13 protein-coding genes are annotated in these 15256 nt (G+C 61.1%); 8 read left to right on the plus strand and 5 right to left on the minus strand.

Annotated elements, in window-relative coordinates:
* Window positions 1-9: 9 nt before the first annotated feature.
* The 6 genes from HU743_RS10895 to yecR all read left to right on the plus strand — a co-directional run bounded on the left by HU743_RS10895 (window position 10) and on the right by yecR (window position 6231).
* Window positions 10-1023 carry an ABC transporter substrate-binding protein gene (locus HU743_RS10895; protein ID WP_186648613.1) on the plus strand — a complete coding sequence of 338 codons (1014 nt, stop codon included), beginning with the start codon at window positions 10-12 and terminating at the stop codon, window positions 1021-1023.
* Entirely contained in the window at window positions 1020-2036 is a 1017-nt protein-coding gene (locus HU743_RS10900; RefSeq protein ID WP_238351726.1) for an iron ABC transporter permease, read from the plus strand. Before HU743_RS10895 ends, HU743_RS10900 begins: the two co-directional genes overlap by 4 nt.
* Window positions 2033-2797, plus strand: a complete 765-nt coding sequence (locus HU743_RS10905) for an ABC transporter ATP-binding protein (protein WP_186552512.1) — start codon at window positions 2033-2035, stop codon at window positions 2795-2797. Before HU743_RS10900 ends, HU743_RS10905 begins: the two co-directional genes overlap by 4 nt.
* Before the next feature lie 367 nt (window positions 2798-3164).
* Window positions 3165-4541, plus strand: coding sequence for a pyridoxal-phosphate dependent enzyme (locus HU743_RS10910; RefSeq protein WP_186630545.1), 1377 nt, complete (start codon window positions 3165-3167; stop codon window positions 4539-4541).
* Complete coding sequence (locus HU743_RS10915; RefSeq protein ID WP_186648614.1) at window positions 4538-5710, plus strand: cystathionine gamma-synthase; 1173 nt, start codon at window positions 4538-4540, stop codon at window positions 5708-5710. Before HU743_RS10910 ends, HU743_RS10915 begins: the two co-directional genes overlap by 4 nt.
* A 212-nt stretch (window positions 5711-5922) precedes the next feature.
* Window positions 5923-6231: a YecR family lipoprotein gene (gene yecR, locus HU743_RS10920; protein ID WP_090284101.1), complete on the plus strand. Its 309-nt coding sequence runs from the start codon at window positions 5923-5925 to the stop codon at window positions 6229-6231.
* Here the strand turns inward: yecR and HU743_RS10925 are convergent.
* On the minus strand, window positions 6203-7831 hold the full coding sequence (locus HU743_RS10925; protein WP_186648615.1) for a hybrid sensor histidine kinase/response regulator: 1629 nt from the start codon (window positions 7829-7831) through the stop codon (window positions 6203-6205). The two genes, yecR and HU743_RS10925, sit on opposite strands and share 29 nt — an antisense overlap.
* Before the next feature lie 115 nt (window positions 7832-7946).
* Between HU743_RS10925 and HU743_RS10930 the strand changes: the two genes are divergently transcribed.
* The gene (locus tag HU743_RS10930; protein ID WP_186648616.1) at window positions 7947-8552 is read left to right on the plus strand and encodes a response regulator transcription factor; all 606 of its coding nucleotides are present in this window, start codon (window positions 7947-7949) and stop codon (window positions 8550-8552) included.
* 556 nt (window positions 8553-9108) lie between these two features.
* Here HU743_RS10930 and HU743_RS10935 read toward each other — a convergent pair.
* The 4 genes from HU743_RS10935 to HU743_RS10950 all read right to left on the minus strand — a co-directional run bounded on the left by HU743_RS10935 (window position 9109) and on the right by HU743_RS10950 (window position 13242).
* Window positions 9109-9477, minus strand: a complete 369-nt coding sequence (locus HU743_RS10935) for a fe2+ zn2+ uptake regulation protein (protein ID WP_186648617.1) — start codon at window positions 9475-9477, stop codon at window positions 9109-9111.
* A 99-nt stretch (window positions 9478-9576) separates the two neighbouring features.
* A complete protein-coding gene (locus tag HU743_RS10940) occupies window positions 9577-11817 on the minus strand; it encodes a TonB-dependent siderophore receptor (protein ID WP_186648618.1) in 2241 nt (746 codons plus the stop codon).
* 104 nt (window positions 11818-11921) lie between these two features.
* A complete protein-coding gene (locus HU743_RS10945; protein ID WP_186648619.1) occupies window positions 11922-12329 on the minus strand; it encodes a ParB N-terminal domain-containing protein in 408 nt (135 codons plus the stop codon).
* 22 nt (window positions 12330-12351) lie between these two features.
* Window positions 12352-13242: a CoA ester lyase gene (locus HU743_RS10950; protein ID WP_186648621.1), complete on the minus strand. Its 891-nt coding sequence runs from the start codon at window positions 13240-13242 to the stop codon at window positions 12352-12354.
* A gap of 615 nt (window positions 13243-13857) precedes the next feature.
* On the opposite strand from HU743_RS10950, the gene HU743_RS10955 reads away from it, so the two are divergent.
* Window positions 13858-15252: a Y4yA family PLP-dependent enzyme gene (locus HU743_RS10955; RefSeq protein WP_186648623.1), complete on the plus strand. Its 1395-nt coding sequence runs from the start codon at window positions 13858-13860 to the stop codon at window positions 15250-15252.
* Window positions 15253-15256 lie beyond the last annotated feature (4 nt).

Below are 15256 nucleotides of genomic sequence, written 5' to 3' on the forward strand. Positions count from 1 at the left end.
GACTGCTTCATGCTGCTGCCCCGCGTTGTCACCCTGATTACCGGCCTGGGCCTGGGCGCCCTGGCTCAAGCGGCGCCAACCGACTATCCACTGACGATAGAAAACTGCGGCAGCCCCCTCACTTTCCAGCAGACGCCCACCCGCACGGTGACCATCGGTCAGGCCGGCACGGAAATGCTCTATGCCTTGGGTCTGGGCGACAAAGTCGTCGGCACGTCGCTGTGGTTCAACGATGTGCTGGCCGAATACAAACCGCAGAACGACAAGATCGAGCGCCTGGCCGATAACGAACCGAGTTTCGAAGCGGTGATCGGCAAGCGCCCGCAACTGGTCGCCGTGGAGCTGGAATGGATGGTCGGTCCGCAAGGCGCGGTGGGCACCCGCGAGCAGTTTCACGAATTGAAGATTCCGACCTATTTGTTGCCCTCCGACTGCGAGGCCAAGGACAACCTCGTCGGTTCCGACGGCACGCGGCTGGCGCCGTTTCGCATCGACAGCATTTATAAGGGCGTGAGCCAACTGGCGGCGATCTTCGACGTGCAGGCACGCGGCGCACAGCTCAATGACCAACTGAAGGCCAGCCTCGCCCAGTCGATTGCCACCGCCAAACGCACGCAGCGCAAAGACCTCAGCGCACTGGTGTGGTTCTCCAGCGCCGAGATGGACATTGAGCCATTCGTGGCCGGGCACAAAGGCGTTCCCGATTTCATGCTCAGCACGTTAGGCGTGCGCAATGTCGTCGAGTCGGATGAAGAATGGCCGACCGTCGGCTGGGAAACCATCGCCAAGGCCAACCCGACGTTCCTGGTCATCGCGCGCATGGATCGTCGGCGCTTCCCGGCTGACGACTATCAGAAAAAACTCGCCTTCCTGCGCAGCGATCCCGTGACGCGCAACATGGACGCGGTCAAACACAACCGCATCATCATCCTCGACGCCATGGCGATGCAGGCCAGCCTGCGCACCTTCGCGGGTCTCGAACAACTGGCCACAGCCATCAACGGCTTCGATCTTTCGCAATGAGCAGACGCCTGATCCGTTTATTGCTGGTCCTGCTGGTGCTTTCGCTGGCCTTGGTCGGCGGCGTGGCGATTGGCGAAACCGCAATCGAGCCGAGCGTGGTGCTACAGGTGCTGGCAAACAAGCTGTGGGCCGCCGGGTATGTGCTTGATCCGATCGACGAAGGCATCGTCTGGAATTACCGCCTGACCCGCGTATTGGTGGCGGCGGCCTGTGGTGCCGGCCTGGCGACATGCGGGGTGATCCTGCAATCGCTGTTGCGCAATCCGCTGGCCGACCCGTATTTGCTGGGCATCTCGGCCGGGGCTTCGACTGGCGCAGTGATGGTCGCCCTGCTCGGCGTCGGCGCCGGTGTGATTTCGCTGTCGGCCGGGGCATTTGCCGGGGCGGTCACTGCGTTCGTGCTGGTGATTGTACTGGCCCGGATCAGCGGTTCGGCCAGCGGCACCGGGCCAATCATCCTCGCGGGCATTGCCGGCTCGCAATTGTTCAACGCCCTCACGGCCTTTCTGATCACCCGCTCGGCCAGTTCCGAACAGGCGCGCGGGATCATGTTCTGGCTGCTCGGCAATCTCGGCGGCGTGCGCTGGCCTTCGGTGTGGCTGGCGGTGCCGGTGGCCCTGCTCGGGCTGGTGGTCTGCCTGTGGCACCGGCGCGCGCTCGACGCGTTTACTTTCGGCGCGGACTCGGCGGCGTCCCTCGGCATCCCGGTGCGCCGCGTGCAGGTTTTGCTGATCGGCTGCGCCGCGCTGGTGACGGCGGTGATGGTGTCGATTGTCGGCTCGATCGGCTTTGTCGGCCTGGTGATTCCCCACGCCGCACGGCTGCTGCTCGGCACCGGGCATGCTCGGCTGCTGCCGGCCAGCGCTTTGGGTGGCGCGGTGTTTCTGATCGCCGCTGATGTGCTGTCGCGCACCCTGATCAAGGGTCAGGTGATTCCGGTGGGCGTCATCACTGCACTGGTCGGCGCACCGGTATTCGCCCTGATTCTGGTGGGCCGGAGAGCCGCACGATGAACAACGTTCTGAGCTGTGCCGGGCTGGCATTCAACGTGCGCGGTGCGCAATTGCTTGACGGTATCAGTCTGGACGTCCAGCGCGGCGAGACGCTGGGCATTGTCGGGCCGAACGGATCGGGGAAATCCACGCTGCTGAAACTGCTCGCCGGCCTGCGCGAACCGAGCGCGGGCCAGGTGCAGCTTGCCGGTCAGGTACTCGGCAGAATGTCACGGCGCAGCATTGCGCAAACACTCGCCGTGGTTGAACAACAGGCCGACACCGACGATGGCATTCGCGTGTTCGACGCCGTCGCGCTGGGGCGCACACCCTGGTTGTCGGCGCTGCAACCGTGGTCGGACGCCGACGAGAGCATCGTCCAACAAGCCTTGGTCGACGTCGACGCCGTGCACCTGCGCAACCGCCTCTGGCGCAGCCTCTCCGGCGGTGAACGGCAACGCGTGCACATCGCTCGGGCGCTGGCGCAGCGACCACAGATTCTGCTCCTCGACGAGCCGGCCAACCACCTCGACATTCAGCATCAGTTGAGCATTCTGCAAGTGGTGCGCGCACTGCCGGTGACTACGTTGATCGCTCTGCACGACCTCAATCAGGCGCTCAAATGCGATCGCCTGGCGGTGCTGGAGCGCGGGCGTCTGGTCGCGCTTGGCGAGCCGCTGCAAGTGCTGACGCCAGAGCGTTTACAGACGACTTTCGGGGTCAGGGCACACTATCTGACGGACCCGTTCGACGGCGCGCAGATTCTACGCTTTCATTCGTGACCGATTGCCGGGTCTCAAAGACCTGCTCCCACCATCAGGTTTTGCGGCTGTCCTGAAGCCCGAGTACGCCCCGAGCCCCTGTGGGAGTGGGCTTGCTCACGAAGGCGGCGGGTCAGGTATTCATCTGCGGCTGACACTCCGCTTTCGCGAGCAGGCTCACTCCTACATTGGGTTTTGTGGGTTTCCTGAGATTTGGCTACTCACCGGAAATCGGATGATGTGTTGACGTAAGTTTTGTCTGATCGCGGCTCGGGTCTTGGCAGCGTCTATGGATTTTTTGAGTTGCGAGCGATGGCTTCCCGGCCTATGTTGCTTGCGAGATGTTTGCCTGCGCATGAAGCGCTATGACTCACCGAAGGAAACCGAAATGTCAAAAGATTCCCGCCCTGCCGTGCTTGGGCTGATCGGCAATACACCGCTGGTGCGCGTGACCCGTTTCGATACCGGACCGTGCACACTGTTTCTCAAACTCGAATCGCAAAACCCGGGCGGCTCGATCAAGGACCGCATCGGCCTGGCGATGATCGACGCCGCCGAGCGCGACGGTCGCCTGCAACCCGGTGGCACCATTGTCGAAGCCACGGCCGGTAACACCGGCCTGGGTCTGGCGTTGGTCGGACGCGCCAAAGGCTACCGCGTGGTGCTGGTGGTGCCTGACAAGATGTCGACCGAGAAGGTCCTGCACTTGAAAGCCATGGGCGCCGAGGTGCACATCACCCGCTCCGACGTCGGCAAGGGCCATCCCGAGTATTACCAGGACGTCGCCGCCCGGCTGGCGAAAGACATTCCCGGCGCGTTTTTTGCCGACCAGTTCAACAACCCGGCCAACCCGCTGGCGCATGAATGCAGCACCGCGCCGGAAATCTGGGCGCAGACCGAACACGACCTGGACGCCATCGTCGTCGGTGTCGGTTCGGCCGGTACGCTGACCGGGCTGAGCCGTTTCTTCAAGCGCGTGCAACCGAATCTGGAAATGGTGCTGGCCGATCCGGTCGGTTCGGTAATGGCGCAATACAGCCGCGACGGCACGCTGCCCACCCCCGGTTCCTGGGCCGTCGAAGGCATTGGCGAAGACTTCATTCCGTCGATCACCGACCTGTCCAGCGTGCGCCACGCCTACTCGATCAGCGATGCAGAAAGCTTCGACCACGCGCGTCAGCTGCTCAAGGCCGAGGGCATTCTCGGCGGTTCATCGACCGGCACCCTGTTCGCCGCTGCGCTGCGTTATTGCCGTGAGCAGACCGAGCCGAAACGCGTGGTCAGTTTTGTCTGTGACACCGGCACGCGTTATCTGTCCAAGGTCTACAACGACCAGTGGATGACCGATCAGGGCCTGTTGCAGCGCAAGGGTTACGGCGACCTGCGCGACCTGATCGCCCGGCGTTTCGAGGACGGCCGCGTGATCAGCGTCGGTCCCGACGACACCCTGCTGACGGCGTTCCAGCGCATGCGTCTGGCGGACGTCTCGCAGTTACCGGTGTTGGTGGAAGGCAAGCAACTGGTCGGCGTGATCGATGAATCGGACATTCTGCTGGGCGTGCACGAAGACGCCGCCCGCTTCAGTCAGTCGGTGTCCAGCGTGATGACCGACAAACTGCAAACCCTCGCCCCCGGCGCCACGCTGGCCGAGCTGGAAGCGGTGCTCAGCCGTGGCCTCGTCGCCATTATTTCCGACGCCTCAGGCTTCCATGGACTGATCACCCGCACCGACATGCTCAATCAATTACGGAGATCCCTTGCATGAGTCAGCACGACGATAAATCCCAAGGCTTCGCGACCCGGGTGATCCACGCCGGGCAAGTGCCAGACCCGACCACCGGCGCGCTGATGCCGCCCATCTACGCCAACTCCACCTACCTGCAAGACAGCCCCGGCGTGCACAAGGGCTTCGATTACGGCCGCTCGCACAACCCGACGCGCTTCGCCCTGGAGCGCTGCGTTGCGGATCTCGAAGGTGGCACCCGTGCGTTCGCGTTTGCCTCAGGGCTGGCGGCGATTTCCACGGTGCTGGAATTGCTTGATGCCGGTTCGCACATTGTTTCTGGCAATGACTTGTACGGCGGCACGTTCCGCCTGTTCGACAAGGTTCGCCAGCGCAGCGCCGGGCATCGTTTCAGCTTCGTCGACCTGACGGATCTGTCGGCGTTCGAAGCCTCGCTGCAGGACGACACGCGCATGGTCATGGTCGAGACGCCAACCAACCCGCTGTTGAGCCTGTCGGATCTGGCCGCGATTGCGCGCATCTGCCGCGCTCGCGGGATCATCTGCGTCGCCGACAACACCTTCGCCAGCCCCTATATCCAGCGACCGCTGGAACTGGGTTTCGACATCGTCCTGCACTCGACTACCAAATACCTCAACGGCCACTCCGACGTGATCGGCGGCATCGCCGTGGTCGGGCAGAACGCCGAACTGGCCGAAAGGCTAGGTTTTCTGCAAAACGCCGTCGGCGCGATTTCCGGTCCGTTCGATGCGTTTCTGACCCTGCGCGGGGTGAAAACCCTGGCGCTGCGCATGGAGCGGCATTGCAGCAATGCGCTGGACCTGGCGCAGTGGCTGGAGCAGCAACCCCAGGTCAAACGCGTCTACTATCCGGGCCTTGAGTCGCATCCACAGCACGACTTGGCCAAGCGGCAGATGTGCGGTTTCGGCGGGATGATTTCTGTTGATCTGAACGGTGATCTGGCCGGCGCGCGGCGCTTTCTGGAGAGCGTACAGATCTTCGCGCTGGCAGAAAGTCTGGGCGGTGTGGAAAGCCTGATCGAACATCCGGCGATCATGACTCACGCGACGATTCCCGCCGAAACCCGCGCGAAACTCGGCATTGGCGATGGGCTGGTACGGCTGTCGGTCGGGGTGGAAGATGTCGAGGATTTGCGCGCCGATCTGGCCCAGGCGCTGGCAAAGATCTAGCACGGCAACAACGCAAATCCCGTCGCTGCCGGGCGGCTCATTCGAGTCGTCCGGCAGCGCGCTAGCACATTTGTGCTAATCGACCGTTCTGTCACCCGGCGCTATATTCGCCGCACTATTCCCCGCCCCCCAAGACGCTCCCCATCGTTGCCCTTTCGCAGCGTGCGGGATCGTTGTGTCTGCAAATCGAAACGAAACCAAGGAAGAAACACATGAAATCCCTGATCGCAACACTCACCCTCAGCGCGCTTTTCCTGACTGGCTGCGCCACGCCGAAACAGTGGGAAGCAACCGGCGGCAGCAAAACCGATGGCATCGTCCAGGTTTCTTATGAGTTGGGTCAATTCGAAAGCGGCCAGACCAACGCCGAGCAGGGCCTGACTATCGCCGCGCAACGCTGCAAAACCTGGGGCTATAAAAGTGCCGAGGTAACCGGCTCGGAAAAAAATATCTGCCGCACCATGGGCAAGTTCAATTGCCTGCAAACCACCATTACTCAGGATTACCTCTGCAAACGATGAACAGGTCGCGCAGCCCTCGCAAAGTTGCGCGCAGCTCGGCCGGTCGCACCGGTTTTGACAGAATCGAAATCTGGCGGTCGTGCAAGGCCGCCTGGATTTTTTCAACGTCGTGACCGGTGATGATCATCGCCGGCACCGCCCAACCTCGCTGCCTGCGCACCTCATCGATGCACTCGATACCGGTCGCGTGGGTGCCGAGGTCATAGTCGGCGACGATGATGTCGCAATCCGTCACCAGGTCCTGCGCCGACCATTCAGCCTGAACCACGCAGCCCCAGCGCTCCAGCAAGGCCGAAGTCGCCAGCAGTACGTTGTGATCGTCCTCCACCAGACACACCTTCAGCCCCGTCAGCAAACCGACCTGACGCGCTTCCTCACGGTTGACCGTGGACGCCGCCGCCAGCGCGATCGGCAAGCCATACAGAGTGACCGCCGTACCTCTGCCAAGCCGCGAGCGCAAGGCAACTTGCACCCCTATCAACGCTCCGAGGCGCTTGACGATCGACAGACCCAGCCCCACACCTTCGACGTCTTTGTCGCGCACTTGGCGCACCCGATAAAACTCCTCGAACACTTGCCCCAAATGCTCTTCGGCGATGCCGTTGCCACGGTCATAAACCACGATGGCGAGGCCTGCGCCACGCCGGCGCACACCAATCAGCACCGGACGCTGCGCGCCGTATTTGAAGCAGTTGGACAGTACGTTCTGCACCATGGTCGCCAGCAGTGCCGGATCGGTTCGCACCCAATACTGACAAGGGCGCAAACGCAGTTCCACGCCGGCCCAACGCGCCGCTTCGGCGTTTTGCCGGATCAGTTCCGCCAGCCATTCACCGAGGTTGACGCTTTGCAATTTCGGCAGGATCCGCCCGTTATCGAGGGTGTACAGATCGAGGATCGAACGAAACAGCTGCGAGACATTCAGCAGTGAACGGTCGATATTATCGACCAGCCGCCGCTCGTCATCGCCCAGGCACGACTCACGTAGGCACGCAGTAAACAAACCGATGGAATGGATCGGCTGGCGCAGGTCATGGCTGGCCTGGGCGAGGAAGCGCGACTTCTCCAGATTGGCCGCCACCGCTTCTTCCGAGGCCTTGCGCGTGCGTTCAAGCAGCAAGTGCGCATAAAACGGAATTACCGTGCTGGTGATCAACAGCATCAACACCATGAACGGTTGCGCCTGCCAGTACGGCGTCAAGCGATAGACCACCAGCAGCGCCAGCAAAGCCAGTCCCGTGGCAATCGCCAGATAGCGCGAGCCGTAGCGCATGCCGTTGCCGAGGTTGACCCAGACCATCACCGCGTACAGCGGCAGCGCCGCCTCGCCACCAATCACCAGGCCGAAACAGGTGCCGGTGTAATCATGGACCATGGCGAAAATCCGCCGCGCCGGGTAGTGCCCCGGCCAGCGCGCAATGGCTTGGCGGAACACGATCGAGGCCAGCAGGAACAGGCCGATGTAGGTAATGACCGGCAGGTAGGTATCGAGGCGATGGCCCGGCAGAAACACCAATATGACCATGTAGACCACCGCGATGGCGGCGATGATGATGCGCAGATTGGCCTGGTCGAGTTCGGTGTTTTTCTCGAACTTCATGGTAAACGTCCTTTTTTACATCGATCGTCAATTTCAGAAGCAGCCTACAGGCAACCCTGGCGCCTGGTGCTATGGTGCAGCCTTGAATAACGCCTGACCCAGGGAGGGTCACGCCATGACATGCCGCATCATCATAGCCGACGATCACCCACTGTTTCGCGAAGCGCTGCAGCGCACCGTCCAGCGTCTACTGCCCGACGCCGATATCGAAGAGGCTGGCGATCTCGCGTCCGTGCTGGCTTTGCTGCCGGTGGGCGCTGAACCGGACACGCTGATTCTCGATCTGCGATTTCCCGGGCTGACCTGCGTCGGTCAATTGGCCGAACTGCGTCAGCATTGGCCGCGCACCACGCTGATTGTGGTGTCGATGGTCGATGACCAGTCGCTGATCAATGAAGTCATGGCTGCCGGCATCGATGGCTTCATCGGTAAGAACATCGCCCCCGACGACATCGGCCAGGCAATTCTGGCGATCCGCGAGGGTGAAGTGTTGGTGAAGTTCGCGCCCTCGGGCTTGCTGCCGCTCGAGGCTGCCAACGCCCTCACCCCTCGGCAACAGGAAGTGTTGCGGCTGATTGCGCAGGGCAAGACCAACAAGGAAATCGCCCGGGCGCTGGACATTTCTCCCTTCACGGTGCGCATTCACGTGTCTTCTTTATTACGCACGCTGGATGTGCCCTCACGGGCTGCCGCCGCGGTGAAGTACGTTGGCCTGGTGTAGGCGCTGTCGCAGGCTGGGCCTGCATCTCTGGCGCAAAGATCGCCTTCGTGAGCAAGCCCACTCCCACAGGATTCCGGGTGGCACTCAGATCCACGGCAACCCACAAAACCCAGTGTGGGAGCGGGCTTGCTCGCCAAAGCGGAGTGTCAGCCGCAGATGAACTACCTGACCCGCCGTCTTCGTGAGCAAGCTCACTCCTACAGGATTTCCGGTGGTACTCAGATTCGCGACAACCCACAAAACCCAGTGTGGGAGCGGGCTTGCTCGCGAAAGCGGAGTGTCAGCCGCAGATGGATTACCTGACCTGCCGCCTTCGCGAGCAGGCTCACTTCTACAGGATTTCCGGTGGTACTCAGATTCGCGGCAACCCACAAAACCTATTGTAGGAGTGAGCCTGCTCGCGAAAGCGGAGTGTCAGCCGCAGATGAACTACCTGACCCGCCGTCTTCGTGAGCAAGCTCACTCCCACAGGGTTTCGCGGTGTGACCAGGATTCAAGGCAACCCACAAAACCGAGTGTAGGAGTGAGCCTGCTCGCGAAAGCGGTCTGCCAGTCACTACAGAGGATGATTGTGCTGCTGCAGGATGGCCCTGGCTTGTCGGGTGAACCGGTAGGTCTTGTCGTTTTCCAGCACGATCAAGCCTTCGAGGCACAGGCGTTTGAGCACTTCGCGCACGCTGATGAACGACAACTGCGGTGACGACGACGCCACCCACGTATGCACCCCGTTGGCTCCCGTCGGATGGCCGTCGCGGCTGGCAAGCACCAGCGCATTGAGCACTTTGAAACGGATCAGGCTGCTGCGCAGTCCGAAGTGGCGCAGCAATTCACGAATGTGTTGATTGGCACTGCGATCGAACTCGCTGGGCAGTCGAGGGGCCGCGGGCCGAACGATAAGCGCTGCAGCGCCCGGATTGTTCAACATAACGAAGACTCCTTTTCTGAAATGTTCACGCAGCTATCTATATAGAGAAGAGTACGCAGTCGCCGAATGATCCGGCGACTGCGCCATTGCCGACTGGCGTCAGAAATCGACGGTGGCCGACAACTGCAAGGTCCGCGGAGAACCCGGCGAGAACGCACCGTAGGACGCCACACCCGACCAGTACTCGCGATCGAACACGTTCTGCACCGTGGCCCGGAACGTCGTCGGCCGGCCTTCAATCTTGGTCGCGTACCGGGCGCCGGCGTCGAAGCGGGTCCAGGCATCAAGCTCCTGGGTATTGGCCTGGTTGACGTACTGGCGATCGGTGTAAATCGCGCCGCTGGTGAGGGTGAAGCCCTCGATCCATGGCGTGTCCCACTCGGCCCACAGGTTGGCTTGCACGTCTGGTACACCGACTGGTTTGTTGCCGCGATTGGCGGCGGTCGCCGAGTCGGTCAACTCGCCGTCGAGTACGGTCACGCCCCCCATCAAGCGAGTGCCCTTGGCGACTTCACCGTACATGCTCAACTCGACGCCACGGTTGCGTTGTTCGGCCTGCACCGAGAACACATTGCCGACACCGACCTCGCCACTCGGCTTCTCGATCTGGAACAACGCCAGGGACGTCATGAACGTGCCGTGTTCGTATTTGACCCCGATTTCATGCTGCTTGGACTCGTACGGCGCGAAGGTTTCCCCGGCGTTGACCGCCGTGCCCGGGGCGATGTCGCCTTTGCTCAAGCCTTCAACATAGTTGTAGTAAAGCGAGACGTCTTCCCAAGGCTTGACCACCACACCGACCAGCGGCGTAGTGGCGTTGTCGCTGTACCTGGAGCTGACTGCACCGCTGGCGTTGTAGTTACGCGACTCGATCTCCTGGCGGCGCACGCCGAGGGTCAGCTGGAAGCGGTCATCGAGCATCGACATCGTATCGGTCAACGCCACGCCCGACAGCTCCGACTCGGACACCCGCAGGACTTTCGGCGCGTTGAGGTACTGCCTTGGCGCATCAACCGGGTGGTAGATGTTCGAAACAATCGCGGTGCCATTGTTGATGCCACGCGACAGCTCATCCTGATAACGCGTGGCCATGACGGTGGTGGTGTGGGTGATCGGGCCGGTGGCGAACACACCACGGATACCGACATCGGCGGTCGAGCGATCGACGTTGAATTTGTAGTAGCCAGGCACGTTGCTGGTGTCGCCCGCGTCGTTGAGGATTCGCGGAACCTGGTCGGACAGGCGCTTGACGTCCGAGCGGCCACCGCCGGCATGCGCAAATACAGTCACCGCGTCATTGAGGTCATATTCGCCGCCGAGCAACGCCGATTGTTCCTTGGTGTCCGACCAGCCCCAATCCTGTGGCAGGTTGGTGCGACCGTTGGGCGCCGAGGGCACGTCTACGCCTGGGGCGATGGTGAACGGTCGCGACGCCGCTTCCCAACTTTCCTTCTGGCTGATGTAGTCCAGGTTCAGGCGCAGGCGTTCGCCACGATAATCCAAGGCAATCGCGCCGACGCCGAGGTCACGGTGCTGATCGTCGATCGCTGTGTCGCCACCCTGCAGGTTGCCGTTGAAGCGCACGCCGAACTGATTTTCCGAGCCGAATCGGCGACTGACATCGAGGTGCCCGCCGACCTGGGAATCGGACGCGTACGAACCGGTAAACCGGGTCAGGTCTTGGTCCAGCGGACGCTTGGGCACGATGTTGATCACGCCGCCAACGCCACTGTTGGGCGACAGGCCGTACATCAGCGCACCCGGCCCCTTGAGCACTTCGACCCGCTCGGCGTAGTCGGTGAACACGCGGTAGTTTGGTGCCACGCCATACACACCGTCGAAGGCCAGTTCACCAATGTTGCCTTCGCCAATCGGGAAGCCGCGGATGAAAAACGAGTCGACGATCCCGCCGGTCTGCCCGGTGGAGCGCACCGAAGGGTCACGCTCCAGCGCATCGGCGACGGTCACGGTCTGCAGGTCGGCGAGGGTCTTGGCGGTGTAGCTGGTGACGCTGAACGGCGTGTCCATCACGTCTTTGTTGCCCAGCATCCCCAACCGCGCCCCGCGCGCCACCTGGCCGCCGGCGAGTGTCTCCGGCAAGGCGGTTGCGCTGTTGTAACGGGCGTTGATGTTGGTGGTGTCGAGGGTCAGCGCGTCCTTGCTGGCGTCGGCCGGCGCCACTGGCGCAGCGTTCGCGGCCTGTTCGGCGGCGGCAGCGGATGGCCCGGCGCCGGCGGCCCAGGCACTGGCGCTTCCTGCGACCAGAACGAAATTCAGCATGGCGGTGCGCACGGCGAGTGTTAACACCCGCTCACCGCAAGGACGACTGACAACAGGCATGACGGTGGGATCCTTTTCATCGAGGGAAAATGGTAATCACTCCTATTGCCAGTCGATTTGCGAAAAAGTATCACCCGCAGTAAAGATTTTTTACCGTAGCGCGATCAGGCGCCGACATAGAGCCGTTGCAGCGGTATTGCGACCACCGGCAGTGCCGGGTCGAACGCGTGACGCGTGGTCTTGTACGGAAAAATCTCGCCACGGGCGATGGTGCTGAAAATCTGCGCCACTTCGAACGCCTGCCCCGTCCGCCAGTGCCGCACGCACACCCGCGGATCGCCGTAGTCGAGCTGGATGCAGGGCACCCGCTTGAGGCCGAGCTGCAACGCCGCAGTGAAACGGTGATTGCCGTCCATGACGATGCCACGCGAACGCTCGACGATGATCGGTTCCAGCCAGTGCCCGACGCGGACAATCGACTCGCACAGCCGCGTCACGTTGGCCGGGTCGACCTGCTCGGACTGCAACACTTCGCACAGCGGCCGCAACGCAATCTGATAACCGTGATCCATGGTGACCTCCTGATTCCGCGACTCAGCAGGCGTCAGCACGGGCAACCGGCGCATGCTGGCTGGCGACGTCGAGCAGGCGCTGGGCGTGCTCGATCAACGGCAAATCGACCATCTCGCCGTCCACTTGCACCGCGTGGCTACCGGTTGCTACCGCGCGCATCACCCGGTCGGCCCACGCCAGTTGGCGCGAGTCCGGCAGGAAGGCGCGCTGCACCGTGGTCAGTTGGCCAGGGTGAATACACAACTTGGCGCCAAACCCCAGCGAGCGGGCGTACTGCGCGTCCTTGGCAACCACCGCCAGGTCGCTGATCGCCGGCGTCACGCCATCGATCGGCGCGGGCAAATCCGCCGTGCGCGAGGCCAGCACGATGCGGTTGCGGGCGAACAGAAACGCCTCGGGAACCTGGCTGCAGTTGATATCGAGGGCGAAATCCAGCGAGCCGAACGCCAGCCGCGCCACGCCGGGAATCGCCGCAATCGCCTCGACCTGTTGCAGGCCCTTGGCGGTCTCGATGATCGCTATGATCTGCAACTGCGGCTGCCACGCCAGCAGTTGCTCCACCACCGATGCCAAAGCCTCGGGGCATTCGGCCTTGGGCAGGAAAATGCCGTCGCAACGCTCGGGATAACACCCGTCGCGCAGCCACGTCAGGTCTTGGCGAAACAGCGCGCTGCTGATGCTGTTCAGGCGGATGTACCGCTCGCAGGCCACGCTCGGCGTCGTCTCCTGCCAGGCCCGGATCGCGGCGCGCGCGGCGGCTTTGCTGTCAGGATGAACGGCGTCCTCGAGATCAAGGATGATCGCGTCCGGCCCCGCTTCGCAGGCCTTGGAAAAACGCTCGGGGCGGTTGCCCGGGACGAACAGGTAGCTGATGGCGAGGCGGGTTTTGCCGCTGAGTCGATCAGATTGCATGGCGTTGCTCCTTGGGTGTGAACCAGTCGTGGTTTCGAACAATTTTCGAGCCCCTGAACGGGCACAAATCCCCATTGTTTCGGGGGTTTGCTGCAACAACCGTTAACACCTTATTGTTCAAGCAATTAACGGTGTTTTTTATCTCGGGGCGAGCGAGTCCTTGAGCGTGTAAATACACGTTCATGGATTCGCCTTGCGCAGGTGTTTATTCAAAAATATTTGAAAACCTTACTTGATAATCGTTCCTGTTCGCAATATTGTTCACGCCGCCAAGAGGAACTATCCTCGGTTCAACGTCAGTCAGCAGCGTCTCGGAAATTACCTGTCAGTGATGTCACTTAAACATCAGCCACGGGTATTCAACAGGGTTTGGTCCGCAACTAACGGCCAATTGATACGTCCGTGCAAACCTTAGGGATTGGGGTGCTCATGTCATTGTTTCGTGAAATATTTATTACGATTGTCAGTTCGGATCCAATAACGACTTTTATTCGGCGTCCGTCACCAAACCGTTTACCGCCTCGTATCTGACGGGTCGAAACAGCACATAAATCGATAACAGACCTGTTATCGAGTTATCTATGGCGAGGTTATTTTCCAGCGCCGGGGTTAACTATGCCTGAAGTAAATAAAGCCTCTATGCAAACAGACACTAAAGTCCATCATCCGCATGCGTTAACACCGCTGATCGACCCGGTTATTTCCGCGTTTATCAACAACTTCCCCGACACTCTTACAGCGCTGGTCGAACAACACGGCTCTCCGCTGAATGTCGTCTGGCCCCATGCCTTTGAACGCAATACTCAAGCACTGCTGGCGGTGCTGAAACAGCACTCAGTAGCCAACGCCATCTTCTACGGCGCCAAGGCGAACAAGTCGCAATGCCTGCTGAGCGCGGCGGCGACTTCGGCAATTGGCGTCGATGTTTCGAGCCTCTACGAACTGCAGGCAGCCCTGCGGGCAGGTACACCAGGAGGAAAAATCTGCGCCACGGGACCGGCAAAAACGGCGGCATTCCACCAGGCGCTGATCAGCGCCGGCGCTCTGATTTGCGTGGACTCGCTGGAGGAATTCGACCATTTGAAAGAGCTGCTCGAAGCTCAGTCCCTGCCGATAAAAGCCCGGATTCTGCTGCGTTATCGGGCGAAAAGCTGCGCAAAGAGCCGATTCGGCATGGACGCGCAAGACCTGCTCGACAGCCTGCAACGCCTCGCGACAGACACCGCGAGCCTGGTCTTCGAGGGGTTTCATTTTCATCTCGGCGGCTATGGCTTCGAATCCCGCGTACAGGCGTTTCGCGAGGTCAGCGGATTTGTCGAGGCGGCGAGGGAAATGGGTTTGAATCCGCAGATGATCGATATCGGCGGTGGTCTGCCGATTCGGTATGTCGACCCACAGGACTACGCCCGCTTTCTGCAAAATGACAATATCCCGAGCCACTATTACCACCAGAAAGTCCCGGCTGATTATTACCCTTACGGCGGTGACCTGACGGCGGCGCAATGGTTAACGTTATTTCTCGAAGCCGAACATTCCGCGGGACTGTCCATTGCCGGTTATTTAAATCAGCAAAATATTACCCTGGCCCTGGAACCCGGTCGGAGTCTGGTCGATCAGGCGGCCATTTCAATCTTTCGCATCACCCGCACCAAGAAACTCGCCGACAACAAGACTGTCATTTTTGTCGAAGGCAGTAGTTTCAGTGCTTGCGAAACCTGGTTTGCTTCTGAATATCTGGTTGACCCGATACTGATCAGTACAGAACAACAGACGTCCGTACCCTGCCAAGCGTATATCGCCGGGCACAGCTGTCTTGACGACGATGTCATTACTTATCGCCTGATTAACTTCGCCTGTGAGCCACGGCGCGGCGACTTGTTGATTTACATCAACACCGCCGGCTATCAGATGGACTTGCTGGAAAACGAGTTTCACCGCCATCCCCTGCCCCGTCGGTTGATGGCGACCTGTTGTACGGAAGGTAACTATGCGTTTACACCTGACTACTGAAGGG

The sequence above is a fragment of the Pseudomonas sp. SWRI99 genome (assembly GCF_014270125.1).
In the GTDB taxonomy this organism is placed as follows: Bacteria; Pseudomonadota; Gammaproteobacteria; order Pseudomonadales; family Pseudomonadaceae; genus Aquipseudomonas; species Aquipseudomonas hamedanensis.

Excerpts from the sequence above, each read along its gene's own strand:
- HU743_RS10955 (WP_186648623.1), top strand. The coding sequence starts at position 13,858 with ATGCCTGAAGTAAATAAAGCCTCTATGCAAACAGACACTAAAGTCCAT.
- HU743_RS10950 (WP_186648621.1), bottom strand. The coding sequence starts at position 13,242 with ATGCAATCTGATCGACTCAGCGGCAAAACCCGCCTCGCCATCAGCTAC.
- HU743_RS10935 (WP_186648617.1), bottom strand. The coding sequence starts at position 9,477 with ATGTTGAACAATCCGGGCGCTGCAGCGCTTATCGTTCGGCCCGCGGCC.
- HU743_RS10915 (WP_186648614.1), top strand. The coding sequence starts at position 4,538 with ATGAGTCAGCACGACGATAAATCCCAAGGCTTCGCGACCCGGGTGATC.
- HU743_RS10900 (WP_238351726.1), top strand. The coding sequence starts at position 1,020 with ATGAGCAGACGCCTGATCCGTTTATTGCTGGTCCTGCTGGTGCTTTCG.
- HU743_RS10930 (WP_186648616.1), top strand. The coding sequence starts at position 7,947 with ATGACATGCCGCATCATCATAGCCGACGATCACCCACTGTTTCGCGAA.
- HU743_RS10910 (WP_186630545.1), top strand. The coding sequence starts at position 3,165 with ATGTCAAAAGATTCCCGCCCTGCCGTGCTTGGGCTGATCGGCAATACA.
- yecR (WP_090284101.1), top strand. The coding sequence starts at position 5,923 with ATGAAATCCCTGATCGCAACACTCACCCTCAGCGCGCTTTTCCTGACT.
- HU743_RS10895 (WP_186648613.1), top strand. The coding sequence starts at position 10 with ATGCTGCTGCCCCGCGTTGTCACCCTGATTACCGGCCTGGGCCTGGGC.
- HU743_RS10925 (WP_186648615.1), bottom strand. The coding sequence starts at position 7,831 with ATGAAGTTCGAGAAAAACACCGAACTCGACCAGGCCAATCTGCGCATC.
- HU743_RS10905 (WP_186552512.1), top strand. The coding sequence starts at position 2,033 with ATGAACAACGTTCTGAGCTGTGCCGGGCTGGCATTCAACGTGCGCGGT.
- HU743_RS10945 (WP_186648619.1), bottom strand. The coding sequence starts at position 12,329 with ATGGATCACGGTTATCAGATTGCGTTGCGGCCGCTGTGCGAAGTGTTG.
- HU743_RS10940 (WP_186648618.1), bottom strand. The coding sequence starts at position 11,817 with ATGCCTGTTGTCAGTCGTCCTTGCGGTGAGCGGGTGTTAACACTCGCC.